Here is a 19060-nt window from a genome sequence, read left to right as displayed (position 1 = left end):
TTCGAGATCGGTTGATTGTGCGCAGTGTCACCGCGATTCGGTGGACGGCTGTCCGGTGATCGGGACGTCAAAAATGGAGCGGATGGGCGAACTTCGCCCGAAGCAGGGCCCCGACCTCCGCGAGGGCCAGCCGGCCCCGCGCGGTGGCGTCGGAACGCATCAAAAATCCGTGGTACATGCCGGGATAGCGGGTGACGGTGGTCTGCACGCCGGCGTCGCGCAGCCGGGCCGCGTAGCGCTCACCCCAGTCCCGAATCGGATCGCAGCCCCCGGTGACCACGATCGCCGGCGGCAGACCCGACAGATCGGTCGCATATGCCGGTACGAGATACGGGTCGGTGGGCGGTCCGGCGTCGCCGTCGACCACCGCGTGCATGTAGTCGATGTCGTCGCGGGTGAGCAGCGGCGCGTCGGGCATCGCCGCAATCGAGGCGACGGACATGTCGCGGTCCAGGCCGGGATACAGCAGCACCTGTGCGCAGATGGCCGGTCCGTCGCGATCGCGCGCGGCCAGCGCCACCGCCGCCGCCAGCGAACCGCCCGCGCTGTCGCCGACGACCGCGAGCCGCTCGGCGTCGACACCCAGTTGGTCGGCGTTGTGCGACACCCATTCCGTGGCGGCGTAGGCGTCGTCGAACTGCGCGGGCGGCGGTGCCTCCGGGGCCAACCGGTAGTCCACGGCGACGACGACGGCCGCCGCCGCCGAGGCCAGCTCGCGTGCCAAGGGTTCGAACGAGCGGTTGGAGCCCATCACCAGCCCACCGCCGTGTAGGTAGATCAACACCGGTGCACCGGAATCCGTTGTCGGACAATAAATCCTGACGGGTACAACGCCGGCGGCGGTGGGTGCGAGCGTCTCGGTCACGGCCGCCATCTCGGGCATCGCCTCGGGCGGCGGCGCGGCCTCCAGCCCGGCGCGCACCGCGGCCAAACCCCGCTGCCGCATCGGGGCGATCTCGCCGAACGAGGCGATCCGGGCGGCCGCGTCGGGATCCAGTGCGGGAGAAGTCATGTCGCCGCCACGTCAGTGCGGTGCGGATTCGAACCGGGTCTCGGTCCGCAGTCGTGGGGGCTGTTGCGCGGCAAGCACATTGGCTCGCTCTGTCATCGCGGCGCCGACGCTGTCCGGGTGGGTGTGCAGGTAGAAGCGCCCCTCGGCGGACTGCCCGAAGATCGTCTCGGCGGCCTCCAGCGGATCCATGGACGCGGTCTTGATGCCGAGCATGGTCGAGCGGTGGGTTTCGGCCGCGGCCACATCGGTGGCCGCGCCGGGGTCGACGCCTCCCGCGGACTCGAAGATGTTGGAGCGCACCGGCCCGGGTAGCACGGCTTGGACGTGGATGTGATGGGCGTGCCCGGTGGTCCGCACCTCCAGGTGCAAACACTCGGTCAGCGACAGCACCGCGTGCTTGCTCACGATGTAGGGCGCCTGCAACGGCATCGCCACCACCGCGCCCACCGATGCGATGTTCCACACCCATGCCTGCTCGTCGCTGGCCATCATCTTCGGCAGAAACGCGCGCACGCCGTGGAAGACACCGCTGACGTTGATGTCCATGACGCGTTGCCAGTTGGCCACCGGCGTGTCCCACAGGTAGCCGAACTGTTCGATGCCCGCGTTGTTCACCAACAGGCGCACCGGCCCGACGTCGCGGTAGGCACGGTCGGCGAGGTTCTGCACGGCGTCGGGGTCACGCACGTCGCAGACGACGTCGTGCGCCACGCCGCCGGCCGCGGACAGCTCGTCGCGCAGCGCTGTGGCGGCGTCCCCGTCGACGTCGGCCAGCACCACCGCCATGCCCAACCGGGAGGCGTACCGGGCCAGTCCGGCGCCGATGCCGGATCCTGCGCCGGTGATGACCGCGACACCGCCGCCGAAGGCTGTCTGGGCATCCATCGCTATGAGCCGGCGCCGCTTTCGGCGTGCATTTCCGACAGCAGAACCGAGTTGGTGGCGTCGAGGACGACGTCCATCTCGGTGAATTCCAGTCCCCGGACGCCGCGCCGGACCCCGACGTTGACCACGCCGCTGGACACCGCGAACGGCACGAAGTTCGCGATCTGGTTGACGAAGATGTAGAACCGCGCGCGGGTGACCCCGTCGGCAGGGCCGTCGGTTCCGGTGCGATGCACGTTGGTGGCGTGGTGCCGCAACGGGTAGGGGCTCTGCTTGCGGTGCTCGGACAGCCATTCCATCACCGCGTCGCGACCGCTGAGCTCCGGTGACATCAGTTCTTCGAAAGGGCTTGCGCCGGAATCGCTCCGGGTCAGATAGTGCACATCCTCGGCGTAACTGGTCGCCAGTTCTTCGTAGTGGGCCTCGTCGTAGTGGTACCAGAAGGACGCGATGAACTCCTGCAGCTCGGCCAGGCTGATGTCGTTGCTCATGGGCACAAGTCAACTCCGGTGTTGTCCCGCTGAGTTTGCCGATGCCCGGTCAGTGGAACACGGTCTGGATTCAGCCGGTGATCAGCTCCCACAGGGCTCCAGCGCTCGCGTGCATCGCCGCGTCGGTGATCCGTTCGTCCCAATACCGCACCGAGCCGAACTCCGAACGCCACGCGAGCGCCGCGCGGGTGAACTCGTGCAACCGGTGCTCGCGGGTGGTGCCGATCGCGCCGTGCACCTGATGAGCGTTGCGGACCGCCACCGAAGCCGCATGACCGGCACACGAACGTGCCACGGCCACAAGGAATTCCAGGTGGGGCGCCGTCCATTGACTGATGACCCCGGCGTGCAGTGCCGCCTCGGTCGCCGCTCGGGCGAGCGCGGCTTCGGCGGCGATATCGGAGATCAGGTTCTGTACGGCCTGGAACTTGGCCAGGGGGCGGCCGAACTGGACCCGTGCGGCCGCGTGGTCGGTACACAGCTGCAGGATCCGGTCCAGGGCGGCGCTCACTTGGATGGATCGCACCAGCGCGGCTTTCAGCCGAAGCTGGGTGATGAGGGCAAGTCCGACCGGGATCCCTTGCAGGTCCGCCGGATCGGCGGTCACAGTGTCGCGTGGCTCGCCGATCAGGTTGCTGCCCGGGGTGACCGTGAGCCGCTCAGTGGCGACGTCGGCAACTCGGTGTCCGCCCTCGGCTCGCCACACGACCACGATCCGGTCGGCGGAAGTGGCCCAGGGCACCGCCGTTGCGGTTGCCTGTTTGTCGAGCACGCACACGGTCCGAACCGTGTCGTCCGCGGGCATCCCGCTGGCCTCCAGCATCCAGCAGGCCAATAAGTCGTGCTCGGCCAACGGGATTCGAACCCCGTGGCCGGCGGCCGCGGTCACCAGTTCGGCGGCTTCGTACCAGGTTGCCCCGCTACCGCCGTGCTGTTCCGCACCGGTCAAGCGCACGAGGCCGAGTTCGTCGAGGTGCCGCCAGAGGGCGGGATCGCGCTCGATCGTCGCCGCGGGTGGGTGCTTGTCGCGGTAATCGGAGAAAACCGCGTCCATCATCTCGACGAGGGCGCCGTCAACGGAGGGCCCGGTGCTCATCGCATGCCCAACCCGCGCGCGAGCACACCGCGCAACACCTCGTTGGTGCCGCCGCGCAGCGTGAAGCCGGGCCGCTGATCGACGGCCGCACACACCAGGTCCGAGAAGGCCGAGTCGGGGGCCTCCTGCAGGTCGGCGAATTCGGCGATGTCGCCTTCGGTGGTGGTGCCCAGCACCTTGACGACCGCGGCCGGTAGGTCCGCGGCTTCGTGCCGTTCCAGCGCACCCGCCACCGCGGTGGACATCTGATGTAGGCCGGCGATGCGCGCCACCAGGCGCCCCATATTGGGGTCGCGGGGGATGGCGTTCGACGCCATGCGATCGGCGCAGGCCGCCAACAGCACGAACGTGGACAGGAACCGCTCGGGCCCGCTGCGTTCGAAGGCGAGCTCGGAGGTCACCTGTTGCCAGCCGTTGCCGATTTCACCGAAGACCATGGCGTCGGGGACGAACGCCGAATCCAGGATCACCTCGTTGAAGTGGTGGGCGCCGTTCATCGACACGATCGGCCGGATCTCGACGCCGGGTCCGCGCAGGTCGACGATGAACTGGCTCAGGCCGGCGTGCCGGTTCGCGGGGTCCACCGCTGCGGTGCGCGCGAGCGCGATGAACGCGTGCGCGAGGTGGGCACCCGACGTCCACACTTTGGTGCCGGTCAGCGACCAGCCACCGTCGACCTGCACCGCCCGGGTGTGCACGCTGGCCAGATCGGAACCGGAGTCCGGCTCGCTCATCCCGATGGCGAAGAAGCACTCGCCGCGCACGAGCCGGGGCAGGAACTCCGACTTCTGGTGCTCTGTCCCGTATTTGAGCAGCGAGGGCACGATTTGGCGATCGGCGATCCAGTGTGCCGCCACGGGTGCGCCGGCGGCCAGGAGTTCCTCGGTGACGACGAACCGTTCCAGGAATGAGCGCCCGTGCCCGCCGTATTCGGCCGGCACCGTCATGCCCAGCCAACCGCGCGCGGCGAGGGCGGCGGTGAATTCTTCGTCCCACCCCGTCAGCCAGGCGTCGACGGACGGGGTGAACGCCCCCGCGGCCGATTGGTCGGCCAGGAAATCGCGCACCTCGAAACGCAGGTCCTCGGTCGCCGCGGTGTCGACGCCGGCGGGCGGCACCAGGCGCGGGAGTGCCATCAGCGTGCCTTCCACTTCTCGATGCGCCGCGCGTGTTCGGCGGAGCGGTGCGCCAGCGGTTGCATGGCCGCGGCCATGCCGAGCGTGGCATCGAGCGAGCCCGTGCGGGACTCCCGAAGTAGCCGCTTGGCCATTCGCAGCGCGTGGGGCGGATTCTTGCCGATCCGCTCGGCCAGCGCCCGGGTCTGCGGCAGCAGGTCGTCGTGCGGCACCACGCGGCTGACCATGCCCCATTCCAGGGCGGTCGCCGCGTCCACGCGATCGCCGGTGAACGTCATCTCGGCGGCGCGTTCGTAGCCCACCGCACGTGGCAGGAACCAGGTGCCGCCGTCGCCGGGAATCAGGCCGAGCTGCACGAAACTCTCCGCGAACGACGCGCGCTCCGATGCGATCCGGATGTCGCACATCATCGCCAGGTCGCAGCCGGCGCCGACGGCCGCGCCGTTGACCGCGGCGATCAGCGGCACCTCGAGCAGTTGCAGCGCCCGCGGGATCCGCTGGATTCCGGCGATGTAGGCGTGCCGTTGGTCCAGAGCGTCGAGACCGAACATGCCGGCACGGTCGGCCATTTCCTTGACGTTGCCGCCGGCAGAGAAGATCTTGCCCGCGCCCGTGAGGATCACCGCGCAGATCGAGGTGTCGGCGTTGGCGGCGTCGACGGCCTCCTCGAACGCGGCGATGAAATCCTTGCCGGTGATCGCGTTGCCCATGTCGGGCAGGTTGATCGTCCAGACCTGTGTCGGTCCGACGGTGGCGATATCGAGAGGCGCGGTCATGCGGGCAACTGTAGGGACTTGGTCTGCAGGTACTCCTCGAACCCCGCGCGTCCGAGCTCGCGCCCGATGCCGGACTTCTTGTAGCCGCCGAAGGGGGCGACCGGGTTGTACGTGCCGCCGTTGATGTCGAGCTGACCGGTCTGGACACCGCGCGCGAAGGCGATGGCGCGGTCGATGTCACCGGCCCACACCGCGCCGGACAGGCCGTAGGGGGTGCAGTTGGCGATCCGCAGGGCGTCGGCGTCGTCGTCGAACGGGATGACCGCGAGGACGGGCCCGAACACCTCCTGCTGGCCCAGCTCCGAGTGGGGGTCGACGTCGGCGAAGACCGTCGGCGCGACGTAGTAGCCGACGTCGCGGACCTTCTCGGCGCCGCCGGTGACCAGTCGGGCACCGTCACGCACGGCGCGCTCGATGTAGCCCAGCACCGTTCCGAACTGCTTGGCCGAGGCCGAGGGGCCGATCCGGATGGCCGGGTCGAACGGGTCTCCCACGGTGTATTTCGACGCCGCCGCCCGCGCCATGTCCAGTGCCTCGCCGTACCGGGACCGCGGCACCAGCATCCGGGTCCAGGCCATGCAGGTCTGGCCGCCGTTGAGGAAGGCGTTGCCGACGCCCACCTTGACCGCGGTGGCCAGGTCGGCGTCTTCGAGGATCACGTTGGCCGACTTGCCACCCAGCTCGAGCGCCACCTTCTTCACCGTGCGCCCCGCCAGTTCGCCGACCCGCGCCCCGACGTCGGTCGAGCCCGTGAACGAGACGAAGTCGACGTCGGGATGTTCGGCGAGCCGCTCGCCGATCACGGCGCCCGCCCCCGACACCAGATTCACCACGCCGGCGGGCAGGCCCGCCTCCGCGACGGCCTCCACGAATTCGAACACCGACAGCGGCGCCTCGTTGCTGGGCTTGAGCACCACCGTGCAGCCGGCCGCGATCGCCGGCAGCACCTTCGCGACCACCTGGTACAGCGGGTAGTTCCACGGGGTGATCGCCCCGACCACGCCGTAGGGCTCCCGCAGGACCAGCGAATTGCCCACGCGCTCTTCGAATTCGAAGGAGTCCAGCACGCCGGCGAAACCCCGGGCCACCGCCAGCGGTACCTGCGTCTGCACGGTTTGGGCGATGCGCAGCGGGGCGCCCATCTCGCGGCTGATGGTCTCGGCAATGTCGGGCAGCCTCTTCTCCATCGCGGCGATCACCGCGGCGACCCGCTCTCGGCGCTCGGCGACGCCGATCAGCGGGTCGAACGCACGCCGGGCGGCGGCCGCCGCCGCGTCCACGTCGGCTTGCGTGCCGGCGGGCACCGAACCGATCGGCTTCTCGGTCGAGGGGTCGATCACCTCGATGGCATCGCGCCCGGCGGGCTCGACCCATTGCCCGTCGATGAACAGCGTGGTGCGGTCGTAGTCGTGCATGGTCTTCTTTCGGTCAGGGGACAATGCTGGCGCGGACGTCGCGCCTGCCTTCGGCGGCCGCGAAGGCCTCATTGATGTCGTCGAGCGAATAGCATTTCGCGGCAAGGTGACTCAGTGGCAGCCTGGCTTGGTTCTGTTCCAGGAAGGCCAGCGCCCGCGACAATACCTCCGGGTCGTACAGCGACACTCCGATCATCGTCTTGTTGGCGAACACGAATCGGGAAGGATCGAACTCGAAGGTCTTGCCGATGTTGATGTTGCCGATCTCGACGTAGCGGCCGAATTGCCCGAGCAGCTTGAGGCCCTCATCGATCGCCGCCGGGTGGCCCGCCACCTCCACCGCCACGTCGGCCCCCTGCCCATCGGTGAGCTTGCGGACGAGCTTGGCGCGGTCCTTGACGTCGGGCACCTCGGTGATGTCGATGACGTGGTCGGCGCCGAAGGCGCCCGCCAGTTCCAGGCGTTCGGGCACCCCGTCGAGGACGATCACACGTGCCGCCCCGCGCGCCTTGGCGACCGCGACCGCATACAGGCCGAGCGCACCGGCGCCTTGCACGACCACGGTCTCGCCAAGCTGCTGGTCGACCCGCTCGAGGCCGTACATCACCTGCGACAGTGCGCAATTGGCGCCGGCGGCGATGTCGTCGGAAACACCGTCGGGCACGGTGTACACCACCGCGCCGGCCGGCAGCAGGTAGTAGTCGCCGTATCCGCCGACGAAATACGGCGGCGCGTCGGCACGGCCGAGCATCGCCATCGTCAAGTTCAGACACGCGTTACGCCGGCCGGCCAGGCAATTCCGGCACCGATGGCAGCAGAAAAAATACGGGAAGACCACCCGGGCGCCCGGTTGCAGAGGTGTGCCGCTGGAATCCGTGCTGACGCCGTCGCCGAGCGCTTCGACCGCGCCGACCATCTCGTGGCCCAGAACGGTCGGCAGCTGACCGCCCAGGCCCCGGGTGGCGAAGGTGCCGTGCCAGGCGTGCACATCCGAGCCGCAGATGTTGGCCCGGGTGACCTTGATCAGGATCTCGCCGGGGCCGACTTCGGGCAGGCTGACGGTTTCGATTTCGAAGGGCTTACCGGGCCCGTCGAAGCGTGCGATGCGGCCTGTGTACACGGGCGACGAATTCCTTTCGGGCAGATGCTGTTTCGAGGTCAACTGAATGCGTGCTCTTCAATACTGAAACGTTCCCGCAGCAAGCGTTTGAGCAACTTCCCGCTGGGGTTCTTCGGCAGCGCGTCGACGAAGAAGACACGTTTGGGCGTCTTGAAGCCGGCCAGATGAGCCCGGCAGTGGGAGAACAGGTCTTCCTCGGAGAGGGTGGCGCCGTCGCGGGGGACGACGGCGGCCACGACGGCTTCCACCCACACGGGGTGGGGCAGGCCGAACACCGCGACTTCCTCAACACCGTTGTGCCGGTAGATGACTTCCTCGACCTCCCGGCTGGCCACGTTCTCGCCGCCGGTCTTGATCATGTCCTTCTTGCGGTCGACGACGTGCAGCAGCCCGTGTTCGTCGAAGTAGCCGAGGTCACCGGAGTGGAACCAGCCGCTCGTGAAAGCCGCCGCCGTGCGTTCCGGGTCATTCAGGTAGCCCGGCGTCAAATGCGGGCTGCGGTGGGCGATCTCGCCGACCACGCCGGCCGCGACGGGGTTGTCCGCGTCGTCGAGGATGGCCGTTTCCACGTTGAGCACCGGCCGTCCGGCCGCTCCGCCGTGCGCGTCCTGTTCGTCGGGTCCCAGCGCGGAGGCCAGCGGCGCCATCTCGGTCTGGCCGTAGAAGTTCCACAGCCGCAGGTTGGGCAGCCGCTCGCGGATCTCGCGCAGGATCTCCACCGGCATGGCCGAGGCGCCGTAGTAGCCCTTGCGCAGGCTGGACAGGTCCACCTGATCGAACACCGGTGAGCGCAGCAGCGAGATCCAGACCGTCGGCGGAGCGAAATAGTTGGTGACGCGGTAGCGCTCGATGGTGCGCAGCACGGTTTCGGGCTCGGGCCGCGGCAGGATGATGCTGGTCGCGCCCAGGTAAATATCGGTGGCCAGGAAGTTGTCCAGCTGCGCGCAGTGATACAGCGGCAGCGAGTGGATCTCGACGTCGTCGGGCGACATCTCGCCCGCGGCAATCGTGCTGACGTACTGCCACATCAGGCTGCGGCTGGTGTGGATGGCGGCCTTGGGGCGCGATTCGGTTCCGCTGGTGTACATCAGCCGCAGGGGTTGGTCGTCGTCGATGTGCGGGCTAGGGACCGGCGCGTCGGTGGTCAGCCACTGGCTGAAATCCGCCCAACCGGGCACGCCCTGGTGTCCCCTCGGCACCAGGGCAACCTTGGCCCTGACCGCCCCACCTCGCAGAATCGCCTCCTCGGCGGTCGGTGTCAGATCCGCCTCGACGACGAGGCCGCCGACCTGACTGTGATCGAGGATGTAGGCGATCTCCTCTGCGGTCAGCATGAAGTTGATCGGGACCAGGACCACTCCCGCACGCGCCGTCGCGAATGCCAGCACGGCGTACTGCCAGCAGTTGCGTGACAAGAGCCCTAATCGGCCGCCGGGCCCAAACCCGCTGTCGCGCAGGGCCGCTGCCGCCCGGTCTACCAGGTCATCGAATTCGGCAAACGTCAGCACGACACCGTCGTCGATGATCGCGATCTTGTGCGGGTGCCGGCGGGCCGATCGCCGGGGGATATCGCCGAGTCCATGGCTACGTGCCCGTTCGATCATGGCGTCGAGGTCATCGGACTGCATGCCGGTCACGGTAAGCGCCGTCGCCCGCGGGCGGGTCATCCGTGTCCCGCTGAGTAGGCAGGGGTCCGCCATGCGCGGTGGACCGCGCCGATACTCATCGGCATGAGCACTGGTGTCCCTTTCACGACCGAAAGCGCCGGGTGGACGGGTCCGGATCACGACGGCGCCGGCGAACTGCGCGCCAACCTGCGTCAGGCGGACCCCGGTGTGCTGGTCGCCGTCCTGGCGCAGCTGACCGGCGACCCGACCGTGGCCGAGCGGTTCGCACCGAAGATCAGCCACGTGCCCAACCCGCCGGAGCAGGCCGGCGTCACCGATCCCGAGACCGCCGCACGGCTCATCGAGGAGATCGTCACCGCACTGGGGGAGCCGCGCCGGCCGGACGCGGTGCCCGCCGACGACCTCGACCTGTTCGCCCGTATCGCCCCCATCGCGCTCGGGGGAGAGATCGGCCCCGAGTACCTGCAGCTGCTCCTCGAGCAGGGCGGGTTCCAGCCCTCACAACCGGTACTGCCGCGCACCGCAAAGCTTCCCGCGGACTTCCGGGTGGTCATCATCGGCGCGGGCATTGCCGGCATCACCGCCGCGCTCGCGTGCGCGGACGCGGGTATCGAATACCAGATCATCGAGCGAAACGACGAGGTCGGCGGAACCTGGTACACCACCACCTATCCCGGCATCGGTGTTGACACGCCCTCGGCGTACTACTCCCTGTCGCGTGACATCAACGGCGACTGGTCGAGTTATTACCCTCAGGGTGCGGAGTATCAGGCCTACCTGGTGTCGGTGGCGGACAAGAACGATCTGCGCCGGCACACCCGCTTCGGCACCGAGGTCGAAGCGTTGTGGTGGGACGAGGGGCGCCGGCAGTGGCAGATCCACGCGGTCGGCCCGGACGGAACCCGCGACGTCAGTTACGCGAATGTGGTGATTCCGGCCGCCGGGTATCTCAATCGGCCGCGGTGGCCGGAACTGCCTGGCCGCAAGACGTTCTCGGGAATTTCGATCCATTCCGCACAGTGGGATCCGAAGCTGGATCTCACGGGCAAAAGGGTCGCGATCATCGGAGCCGGGTGCACCGCGGTCCAGATCGTCGACGCATGCGTGGACCAGGTCGCGCACATGACGGTGTTCCAACGCCAGCCGCACTGGGTCGCGCCGCGACGGCGGCCATCCGACGATGTTCCCGCCTACCAGAGGTGGCTGGGCACCCGGCTCCCGTTCTACGCCAATTGGGTTCGGCTCAAGTCCTATTGGGGCACATCCGACAACAACTATCCGGTGATCCTGCATGACGAGGAGTGGGCGGCCGAGCACCTGTCGATCTCGCCGGCCAACGACGTGCTGCTGCAGATCTGCCTCGATTACATCGATCGCGTGTTCGGCGCGGGCAGCGAGCTCGCCCGCAAGGTCACCCCCGACTTCGCTCCCTATGGCAAGCGGATCATCCGCGACCCCGGCGGCTACTACGCCGCGCTGGCCCGCGACCACGTCGACGTCGAGGCCAGCGAACCGGCCCGGGTCAACGAGGCCGGAATCGTGACCGCCGACGGCAGGCAGATCGACCTCGACATCATCATCTACGCGACCGGCTACTACCTGGATTTCCTTTCCAACGTGGATATTCGGGGCCGCGACGGCAAGAAGCTGACCGACGAGTGGGGCGATGCTCCCCGGGCCTACCGCGGCGGGATGGTGCCCGGATTCCCCAACCTGTTCATTTCCTCTGCACCCAACTACAGTCCGGGTCACGGCGCGGGGCACAACTTCGGTGTCGAAGTGATGGTGCACTACGTGATGGAATGCCTGCAGTTGCTGGCGTTGCGCGAGGCCGCAACGATGGAGGTCACGCAGCGCGCCTACGAGGACTACGTCGACCGCATCGATGCGACCATGGCCGGCACAGTATGGCGCCACACGCCGTCGGCCCACACCTACTATCGGTCGGGGGGCCGGATCGTGATCGCCTTCCCGTACCGCCTGGTCGACTTCTGGCACGACCATCGCGCCCCGGCCGAAGAGGATCTCGAGCTGCGATGAGCGACGGGTTACTTTCCGGCAAAACGGCTTTGGTCACCGGTAGCAGCCGCGGTATAGGGCGCGCCATCGCGCAGCGACTGGCCGCCGAGGGCGCGACCGTGGCGGTCACCGCACGATCGCACACGTCTTCTCTGTCGACGCGGGCCGGAACCACCGCCGCGTTGCCGGGGACCATCGGCGAAACGATCGACCTGATCGAGGCCGCCGGGGGCTCGGCGTTCGGCGTTGCGAGCGACCTGGAGGATGCGCGGCAGCGCGACGGTTTGGTCGGGGCGGTGCTCGACCGCACCGGACGCATCGACATCCTGGTCAACAACGCCGGTTTCGCCGACTACTCGCTGGTCGAGGACATGAGCCTGGAAACGTTCGACCGCACCGTGGAGCACTACCTTCGCGTTCCGTTCGTGCTGACGAAATCCGCTGTGCCGCAAATGCGTAACCAAGGCGCGGGCTGGATCGTCAACATCGGCTCGGTGACGGGCGTGGCCCCCGTCCGGCCGTACCGGGAATACAACAAGACGTCCGGCGACGTGATCTATGCGTCCATGAAAGCCGCCCTGCACCGGTTCACCCAGGGCGTGGCCGCCGAGCTGCTGGACGCCAACATCGCCGTGAATTGCGTCGGGCCCTCGACGGCGGTACGCACTCCCGGTGCCGCGCAACTGATTCCGGACTCGTTCCCCACCGAACCGGTGGAGTATCTGGCCGAGACGGTGCTGGCGATGTGCCATCTGCCCGCCCAGGAGCGCACCGGCTTGGTCGCGTTCAGCCTGCACTACCCGTGGTCACAACGACTACCGGTGCACAGCCTGGACGGCACCGAGGTGTTGCCACCGCTGCAGCCGCCGGCGACCGCTAACCCGAATATCGCCCCGTCGGGGGTCTAGACGAGTACCGGGTCGGGGATGGCGCAGAAGCTGTGGCATACCCGGTCGCGGATGATCACGTCGGTGGTTTCCGGGTCGAACCAGCGGTCCACCACCGCCCAGTGGATAGGGTGCATCAGGTAGGGCCCCATCAGCGCCTCGACATCGGCGAACTCCTGCTCGAAAACGTGCGTCCACGAGCAGTTTCCGACCACCGCGGATACCCGGCTCAGCTGCCAGGCCCGGATCGTCGGTAAGTGCCGCGGCATTGATGACAGCTCGCGCTCGAACCGGGCGACGGTGTGCTCGGGTGTGTCGGGCTGCACGCGCAGCAAAAGCGTTCGGTAGACGCTGCCCAGCTTCTCGCCGCAGCGAACGGGTGCGCCCGCGTAGCCCGCGCCGTTGACCCGATCCACCGACGGATCAGCCAGCACGGCGGCGAGATCATCTGCCGCGCGATCACATTGGTCTTTCGTCGCGAACCGCAGATGCAGCAGAATGTCGCCCCCGTTGCGCGAGCCGGGCAGTGTCGGTTGCACCACCCGGCGCAGTGGCGCCGCCGCACCGGCGGCCGTACGCAACTCGTCGAGGATCCGGTCGCGATCGGCCCCGGCGACGTCGATCAGCCGCGTAAGGTTATACATCGCACAGTCCGTCCACGTCGTCGGCGGCCGCGGCGAAGGACCGGGACCGATCGGTCACCAATTCGCCTATCCGCGACCACCATTCGCCCAGCGCCGGATCCGGGCGCCCCTTCCACGTCATCTGCCACCACGCCTGCGCGCTAGGCAGTGTCCAGGTGATGGTGACGGTGTTGACCTGCTCCTCGGACTCGTCGAACCAGATCGGCGGGCTCACCAGAACGTCGCGCAGCGTCATACCCCGTTCGCGCGCGCCGGGGGCGTATTCGGCGACATAGGCGTCGACGAATCGGCGGGCACACCCGGGTCGGGTCACCACCCGGTCGATCACGAACACTTCGCCGTCGGCCATGAGCCGACCGTATGGCACGCCGGGGACGCGGCGCCGTCGGCTCCCGGCCACCGGGAACCTACCGTTGACCAACTGCGGATGCGGGGTTCAGTGTCGGCGCATGAGTGTAGCGCCGCCCGACCCTTTCGCCCCCGCCGTACTGGGGCCGGTGACATTGCGTAACAGGGTGATCAAGGCGGCGACGTCGGAAGGCCGATCGCCGCAGGGCTTGGTGACCGACGATCTGATCGAATTCCATCGGTCGTTCGCCTCCGGTGGCGTCGGGATGACGACCGTCGCGTACTGCTGCGTGGCGCCCGAGGGCGCCAGCGCGCCCGGACAAATCGTGATGAGCGAGGCGGCCCTTCCGGGCCTGCGGAAGCTGACCGACGCGGTGCACCAGGACGGTGCGGCGATCTCGGCCCAACTCGGGCACGCGGGTGTCGTGGCGCAGAAGAGGCTGACCGGGGTCACGCCCATGGCGCCGAGCAGGTTCGTCAACCCCGCGTCCATGGGTTACTGCCGCGAGATCACCCGCGCCGAGATCGCCCGGGTGATCGACCAATTCGGTGCCGCCGCCCGGGTGGCCGCCGACGCGGGCTTCGATGCCGTGGAACTGCATTTCGGTCACCTATACCTGCCGAGCTCGTTTTTGAGTCCGTTGATCAACCGGCGCAGGGATGAATACGGCGGCGACATCGACAATCGGTCGCGGTTCTGCCGTGAGATCGCCCGGCGCGTTCGCGACGAGATCGGTGACCGCATCGCGGTGACCGCCAAGCTCGATATGGACGACGGTGTGCCCGGTAGCATCTGGGTCGACGAGGCGCTGCGCACCGCGGCGCTGCTCGATGCCGACGCCGTGCTGGATGCCATCGAATTGACCCAGGGCTCTTCGGTTTTCAAGCCCATGTATCTGTTTCGTGGTGACGTCCCCGTCAAGGAATTCGCCCAGGTCATGCCGCAGCCCATGCGCACCGGCATCCGTTTCATCGGAAAGTGGGCGATGGGCGACTATCCCTACCGTGACCTTTACATGCTGGAGAATGCCCGCCAGTTCGTCCCCCTCATGCGCAACACCAAGCTGATCCTGCTGGGAGGCATCACCAATCGCGAGCACGTCGAGACCGGCATGCGCGAAGGCTTCGATTTCGTGGCGATGGGGCGGGCGCTGCTGCGCGAACCGGACCTGGTCTCCAGGATGATCGCCGATCCGGCCACCCGAAGCCGCTGCACCCACAACAACAAATGCATGGTCACCGTGTTCGGGCGGACCCATTGCGTGCTCGATCCCGGACAGCGCTACGGTGCGGCAGAACCGTTGCGCGCCAACGAACTACCGCTGCAATAGCTCGGACAGGGCTGCGGCGGCCTCTTTGCGCGCCCGGTGCGCGATGTCGAGCATCGGCATCGTCATGAACCCGTGGATGCCGCCGTCGTAACACAATTGCCTGGTCGGCACGCCGGCCGCTGTCAACGCGGCGCCGTAGGCCAATCCCTCGTCGCGCAGGGGATCGTGGCCGGCGACCACCACCACGGCGGGCGGCACCCCGCGCAGGTCGGCGTTCAGCGGCGCGGCGTACGGGTGCGCGCGGTCCTCGCGCGAGGGCACGTAGCAATCCCAGTACCACTGCAGCGCCGGTTTGGGATTGTAGAAGCCCCGGCCGAACAGCCGGTAGGACTCGGTGTCGAAGTCGGCCGCGATCACCGGGTAGAGCAGCAGTTGGGCCGCCGGCGCCGGGCCGCCGCGGTCGCGGGCCATGATCGCGGTCACCGCGGCCAGGTTGCCGCCCGCGCTGTCGCCGCCCACGACCAGACGCTCGGGGTCAGCCCCGAGCGACCCGGCGTTGTCGTACGCCCAGCACGTCACGGCGTACACGTCCTCGGCCGCCGCCGGCCAGGGATTCTCCGGAGCCAACCGATAGTCGACCGAAACCACAACGGCGGGAACGAGGTTGGCGATATTGCGGCAGAGCCCGTCGTGGCTGTCCAGGTCGCAGAACACGAACCCGCCGCCGTGTGCGTAGACCAGGATCGGCAGCGGTCCAGCCGCCTCGGGACGGTATACGCGCACGGGGATCGGGCCACCCTGACCCTCCACCGAGCGATCGGCGACCGCGGCGACGGGTTCGGGCCGCGCCGGCGGCACGAGCCTTGACCGGATGAGCGCTCGGGCCTCGGCGCCGCTCATCTCCTGCACGGGTGGGAACCCGCCATCCAATTGCGGGAGGATCGCAGCGATCTGCGGATCGAGGCTCACGCGTACTGCAGGGCCGGCCGTCGCGCCGGCGCCGGGTGTTGCGGCCGCAGGGAAGGCAACGGCCGCAGCGGCTGCAGGGTCGGGGCGACTCGTTGTGGGCCGCCTTCGACGTTGCGCCACACGCCCATCGCGGTCATGCGCACCGGGGCGGCGAGGCGCTGGTCAAGCGCCATGCGATTCAGCGGACCGCATACCGACACGGCCGCCACGGCCTCACCGGGACTCCCGATAGGGGCCGCGACACAGCCAAACCCGAGCAGGGCTTCTTCGCGCTCGAAGGCGACGCCGTGCGCCCTGACCTTGGCCAGTTCCGCCGCCAGTTGCGGGGCACTGGAAATCGAGTACTTGGTCAGGCGGGCCCCCAGATCGATGTCGGTCTCCTCGTCGCGATAAGCCAGGATCGCCTTACCGACGGCGGTACAGTGCGCGGGCTGACGGCCGCCGACCCGGGTGGGGATCGCACCGAGCATCCGGTCGCCGACCTTGTCGAGGTAGACGACGTCGGCTCCGTCCAGCACCGCGAGGTGCACGACAAGCCCGGTGGCGCGGTGCAATTCACCCAGCAGTGGGCCCGCGGCCCGCACCAACCGATCCTGGTGCACGGCAAGCGAACCCAGCTCCACCAGCCGCATGCCGAGTTCGTAGTCACGACCGCTGCGACGCAGCCAGCGCAATTGAACCAGCCGCTCGAGCATCCGGTGCGCCGACGAGCGTGGCAGGCCGGTGCGGCGCACGATCTGGGCCAGCGTCAGCCGTCCGGGGCCGTCGAAGGCGTCCAGGACCAGCGAGATGCGGTCGATGACGGCGGTGGGGGTTTCGGCAGGCGCGGCCATACGTCCTCCTGGCTGGCATATTCCTATTAGGAATATAGTTCTACCACACCGCTGTGGTCGCTGTCACACACCGCGCCGACAAACCCGCGAGCGTAACGGCACTGTGAATCTCCGCGCGATTTTTCGCAGTGGCGTTACGCCCGCGGGCAAAAGGGAATCAGGCGTTGGCGGCCGAGCGTCCGGCGCGGCGGCCGTAGAAGCTGCCGTCACCGAGCGAGACGCCGCTGGCATAGCCCCACGCGGCCAGGCCGGCGGTGCACCGGCCGGCGGCGAACAGCCCGGGTATGGGCGCGCCGCTGACGTGCAGCACCTCGGCATCCAGCGTGGTGGCGAGCCCGCCCAGCGTGAAGCCGCCGGTGCTTTCCCGCAGGTCGATGGCGCCGACCGGGGAGCCGATCGGCCTGATCCACTCTTGCTTCTTGTGCAGCAGCGGGTCCTCGCCGCGCGCGGCGCCCTCGTTGTAGGCGGTCACGGTGGCCTGCAGCGAACCGGGCGGCAGGCCCATGTCGCGTTCCAGGTCCGCGACGGTGTCGGCCACCCAGGTCGCCGGGCGCAGCATCAGCTTCGGCGACCACGACGCCTCCGCCTCCTCCTGCGCGTCACCGTCGATGATCAGGTACGCGACGTTGTCCTGCTGGTACAGCGTGAGCTGGCCGATGCGGCCCGGGTAGGTGTCCTCGGCGACGTAGCGCTGACCGCGCCCGTTGACCAGGACGCCGCGCACCAGCTGTTGGGGGTCGACGAAGATCGCGACCTCGGTGGCGTCCATGTGCGCCAGGTCGGCGCCCAGCGCCTGCGCCATCCGGATCGCCTGCCCGTCGTGTTGCTCGATCGACGCGGCCGGCCGTCCCGCGATGCGCGGCGCGTAGCGCGCCACCATCGCGTCGTTGTAGGCGAAACTGCCGGTGGCGAGCACGACCCCGCGGCGCGCCCGGATCGCCATGTCGTGCCCGTACTGGCGGGCGCAGATGCCCACCACCCGGCCGTCGGATTCGGTGATCAACCGCTGCACCCGCACGTCGTAGAGCGCCCGCGCGCCGGCGGCGGTGGCCGTTTCGACGAGCGGCTTCATCAGCATGTAGCCCGCGCTCGCTTCGCCCTGCTTCTTGTTCTGCATCTGCGGGACGTGCCCACGCGGGGCGGGGGCAGCGATCGTGTTGAACGGATAGGAGTTTTCGCCGCCGCTGTACATCAACCCCTGATCGCCCATGGGCTCCCAGCCCGGCTCGGAGAAGAACTCCGCCTTGAACGGGACGCCGCAGCCCACCAGCCAGTCGAAGTGGGCGACGCTGCCGGCGCAGTAGTCGGCGATCCTGGTCTCGTCCGCGCCGGGCCCCATCGCGACATTGAGGAATGCCGCCATGTTGTCGACGGAATCGTCGAAGCCGCAAGCCTTTTGCAGCGGGGTGCCGCCCCCGAGGTAGATGAATCCGCCGGCCATGGACGCCGCGCCGCCCCAGGAGCCGGTGCGCTCGAGCACCAGGACGTCGGCGCCGGAGCGGGCGGCTTCCACCGCCGCGGCGGCGCCCGCGATCCCATAGCCGGCGATGACGACGTCGGCCTCGGCGGCCCACGACGTGATCGACGACGCCGCCAGCGGCGTCACATCAATTTCGGCGATCACATGCGCATGGCCGCGGGTGGATCCGGAATCCACTCGTGGCCCCAATAGCTGTCGGCGGTGATTTCCTCTGCGGTGTAGTACGTTTCGTCGACCCGCATCCCGTCGGTGCCGAATTCGATGTCCCAGTCGCCGGGCGCGCGGACGTAGAAGGACACCATCTTGTCGTTGGTGTGCCGGCCCAGGGTGGACGCGACGGTGAAGCCATCGGCGTTGACCCGGTCCAGCGCCTGGCCGACCGCGTCGAGGGTGTCCACCTCCACCATGACGTGCACCAGTCCGGGATCGCGCTGCTGGGCGGCGGGGCAGATCGCCAGGCTGTGATGGCGCGCGTTGATGCCGAGGAACCGCACCCGGATCGGGCCGAACTCGGCGGGCAGCGGCACCCGGAACGCGCCACGAGACCGGAAACCGAGCACCTCGGTGTAGAAGTCGACGACGCCGTTGAAATCGGTTGCGGGAACGACGACGTGGCCCAGGCCCTGGTCGCCCGTCACGAACTTCGCGCCGAACGGCGTGATCACCGGGCTGTGGTCGAGCACCGCGCTGTGGAAGACCTCCAGCGTGGTGCCGGCCGGGTCCTCGAAGGTGATCACCTCTTCGACGCGGCGGGCGTCGGCCTCCTGGACGGACAATTCCTTGAAACCGACACCGGCGCCGTCCAGGGCGGCCTTGACCCGTTGCAGCGCCTGGTGGTCGCGCACCTCCCAGCCGACGGTGATCACCCGGTCAACGTCGCCGGGCACGACGATGATCCGGGCCGCGCGCTCGTCCATCCGCAAGTACAGCGCGGACTCGTCAGGTCCTTTCCCTTCGGCAAATCCCAGCACACCGAACGCGAAATGGCGCCAACGCTCGATATCGGCGGTCGAAACCGTGATGTAGCCAAGGCTTTTCAGGTCAGTCACC

General features: G+C 68.5%; 17 protein-coding genes and 1 pseudogene. 3 read left to right on the top strand and 15 right to left on the bottom strand.

Annotated features, from left to right (window positions below; translation table 11 throughout):
• Positions 1–27 precede the first annotated feature (27 nt).
• The 9 genes and pseudogenes from AC0KTM_RS11685 to AC0KTM_RS11645 form a co-directional block, all read right to left on the bottom strand.
• Positions 28–1012, bottom strand: a pseudogene (locus tag AC0KTM_RS11685) (alpha/beta hydrolase).
• A 12-nt stretch (positions 1013–1024) separates the two neighbouring features.
• The gene (locus AC0KTM_RS11680; protein ID WP_472415561.1) at positions 1025–1897 is read right to left on the bottom strand and encodes an SDR family NAD(P)-dependent oxidoreductase; all 873 of its coding nucleotides are present in this window, start codon (positions 1895–1897) and stop codon (positions 1025–1027) included.
• 2 nt (positions 1898–1899) lie between these two features.
• Positions 1900–2388 (bottom strand): nuclear transport factor 2 family protein, encoded by a 489-nt coding sequence (locus AC0KTM_RS11675; RefSeq protein WP_472415560.1) that lies wholly within the window; start codon positions 2386–2388, stop codon positions 1900–1902.
• 70 nt (positions 2389–2458) lie between these two features.
• Positions 2459–3484, bottom strand: coding sequence for an acyl-CoA dehydrogenase family protein (locus tag AC0KTM_RS11670; protein WP_472415559.1), 1026 nt, complete (start codon positions 3482–3484; stop codon positions 2459–2461).
• Positions 3481–4620, bottom strand: a complete 1140-nt coding sequence (locus AC0KTM_RS11665) for an acyl-CoA dehydrogenase family protein (protein WP_238955940.1) — start codon at positions 4618–4620, stop codon at positions 3481–3483. The genes AC0KTM_RS11670 and AC0KTM_RS11665 overlap by 4 nt, the downstream gene beginning before the upstream one ends.
• Positions 4620–5396, bottom strand: a complete 777-nt coding sequence (locus AC0KTM_RS11660) for a crotonase/enoyl-CoA hydratase family protein (RefSeq protein WP_238955939.1) — start codon at positions 5394–5396, stop codon at positions 4620–4622. The genes AC0KTM_RS11665 and AC0KTM_RS11660 overlap by 1 nt, the downstream gene beginning before the upstream one ends.
• A complete protein-coding gene (locus tag AC0KTM_RS11655) occupies positions 5393–6811 on the bottom strand; it encodes an aldehyde dehydrogenase family protein (protein WP_238955938.1) in 1419 nt (472 codons plus the stop codon). Before AC0KTM_RS11655 ends, AC0KTM_RS11660 begins: the two co-directional genes overlap by 4 nt.
• A gap of 13 nt (positions 6812–6824) precedes the next feature.
• Positions 6825–7931, bottom strand: a complete 1107-nt coding sequence (locus AC0KTM_RS11650) for a zinc-binding dehydrogenase (RefSeq protein ID WP_238955937.1) — start codon at positions 7929–7931, stop codon at positions 6825–6827.
• Positions 7932–7969: 38 nt separating this feature from the next.
• Positions 7970–9568, bottom strand: coding sequence for an acyl-CoA synthetase (locus AC0KTM_RS11645; RefSeq protein WP_238955936.1), 1599 nt, complete (start codon positions 9566–9568; stop codon positions 7970–7972).
• A gap of 93 nt (positions 9569–9661) precedes the next feature.
• Here AC0KTM_RS11645 and AC0KTM_RS11640 point away from each other — a divergent pair, with 93 nt between their 5' ends.
• Both AC0KTM_RS11640 and AC0KTM_RS11635 read left to right on the top strand, forming a co-directional pair.
• On the top strand, positions 9662–11599 hold the full coding sequence (locus AC0KTM_RS11640; RefSeq protein WP_238955935.1) for a flavin-containing monooxygenase: 1938 nt from the start codon (positions 9662–9664) through the stop codon (positions 11597–11599).
• Positions 11596–12486, top strand: coding sequence for an SDR family NAD(P)-dependent oxidoreductase (locus AC0KTM_RS11635; protein ID WP_238955934.1), 891 nt, complete (start codon positions 11596–11598; stop codon positions 12484–12486). Before AC0KTM_RS11640 ends, AC0KTM_RS11635 begins: the two co-directional genes overlap by 4 nt.
• On the opposite strand, the gene AC0KTM_RS11630 is transcribed toward AC0KTM_RS11635, so the two are convergent.
• Positions 12483–13109, bottom strand: coding sequence for a Dabb family protein (locus tag AC0KTM_RS11630; RefSeq protein ID WP_238955933.1), 627 nt, complete (start codon positions 13107–13109; stop codon positions 12483–12485). The two genes, AC0KTM_RS11635 and AC0KTM_RS11630, sit on opposite strands and share 4 nt — an antisense overlap.
• The gene (locus tag AC0KTM_RS11625; protein ID WP_238955932.1) at positions 13102–13458 is read right to left on the bottom strand and encodes a hypothetical protein; all 357 of its coding nucleotides are present in this window, start codon (positions 13456–13458) and stop codon (positions 13102–13104) included. Before AC0KTM_RS11625 ends, AC0KTM_RS11630 begins: the two co-directional genes overlap by 8 nt.
• Before the next feature lie 100 nt (positions 13459–13558).
• Between AC0KTM_RS11625 and AC0KTM_RS11620 the strand changes: the two genes are divergently transcribed.
• On the top strand, positions 13559–14788 hold the full coding sequence (locus tag AC0KTM_RS11620; RefSeq protein ID WP_238955931.1) for an NADH:flavin oxidoreductase: 1230 nt from the start codon (positions 13559–13561) through the stop codon (positions 14786–14788).
• Here AC0KTM_RS11620 and AC0KTM_RS11615 read toward each other — a convergent pair.
• The 4 genes from AC0KTM_RS11615 to bphC all read right to left on the bottom strand — a co-directional run bounded on the left by AC0KTM_RS11615 (position 14774) and on the right by bphC (position 19059).
• Positions 14774–15697, bottom strand: coding sequence for an alpha/beta hydrolase (locus tag AC0KTM_RS11615; RefSeq protein ID WP_238955930.1), 924 nt, complete (start codon positions 15695–15697; stop codon positions 14774–14776). The genes AC0KTM_RS11620 and AC0KTM_RS11615 overlap by 15 nt on opposite strands.
• Positions 15694–16530, bottom strand: a complete 837-nt coding sequence (locus AC0KTM_RS11610) for an IclR family transcriptional regulator (RefSeq protein ID WP_238955929.1) — start codon at positions 16528–16530, stop codon at positions 15694–15696. The genes AC0KTM_RS11615 and AC0KTM_RS11610 overlap by 4 nt, the downstream gene beginning before the upstream one ends.
• A 157-nt stretch (positions 16531–16687) precedes the next feature.
• On the bottom strand, positions 16688–18187 hold the full coding sequence (locus AC0KTM_RS11605) for an FAD-dependent oxidoreductase (RefSeq protein WP_472415558.1): 1500 nt from the start codon (positions 18185–18187) through the stop codon (positions 16688–16690).
• Positions 18151–19059 carry a biphenyl-2,3-diol 1,2-dioxygenase gene (bphC, locus tag AC0KTM_RS11600; protein WP_225328747.1) on the bottom strand — a complete coding sequence of 303 codons (909 nt, stop codon included), beginning with the start codon at positions 19057–19059 and terminating at the stop codon, positions 18151–18153. Before bphC ends, AC0KTM_RS11605 begins: the two co-directional genes overlap by 37 nt.
• Position 19060 lies beyond the last annotated feature (1 nt).

This window comes from Mycobacterium sp. NTMscope_Eco_3 (genome assembly GCF_976985685.1).
Note: the sequence above shows the minus strand (reverse complement) of the source record. Positions and strands in the feature narration are given on the sequence as shown.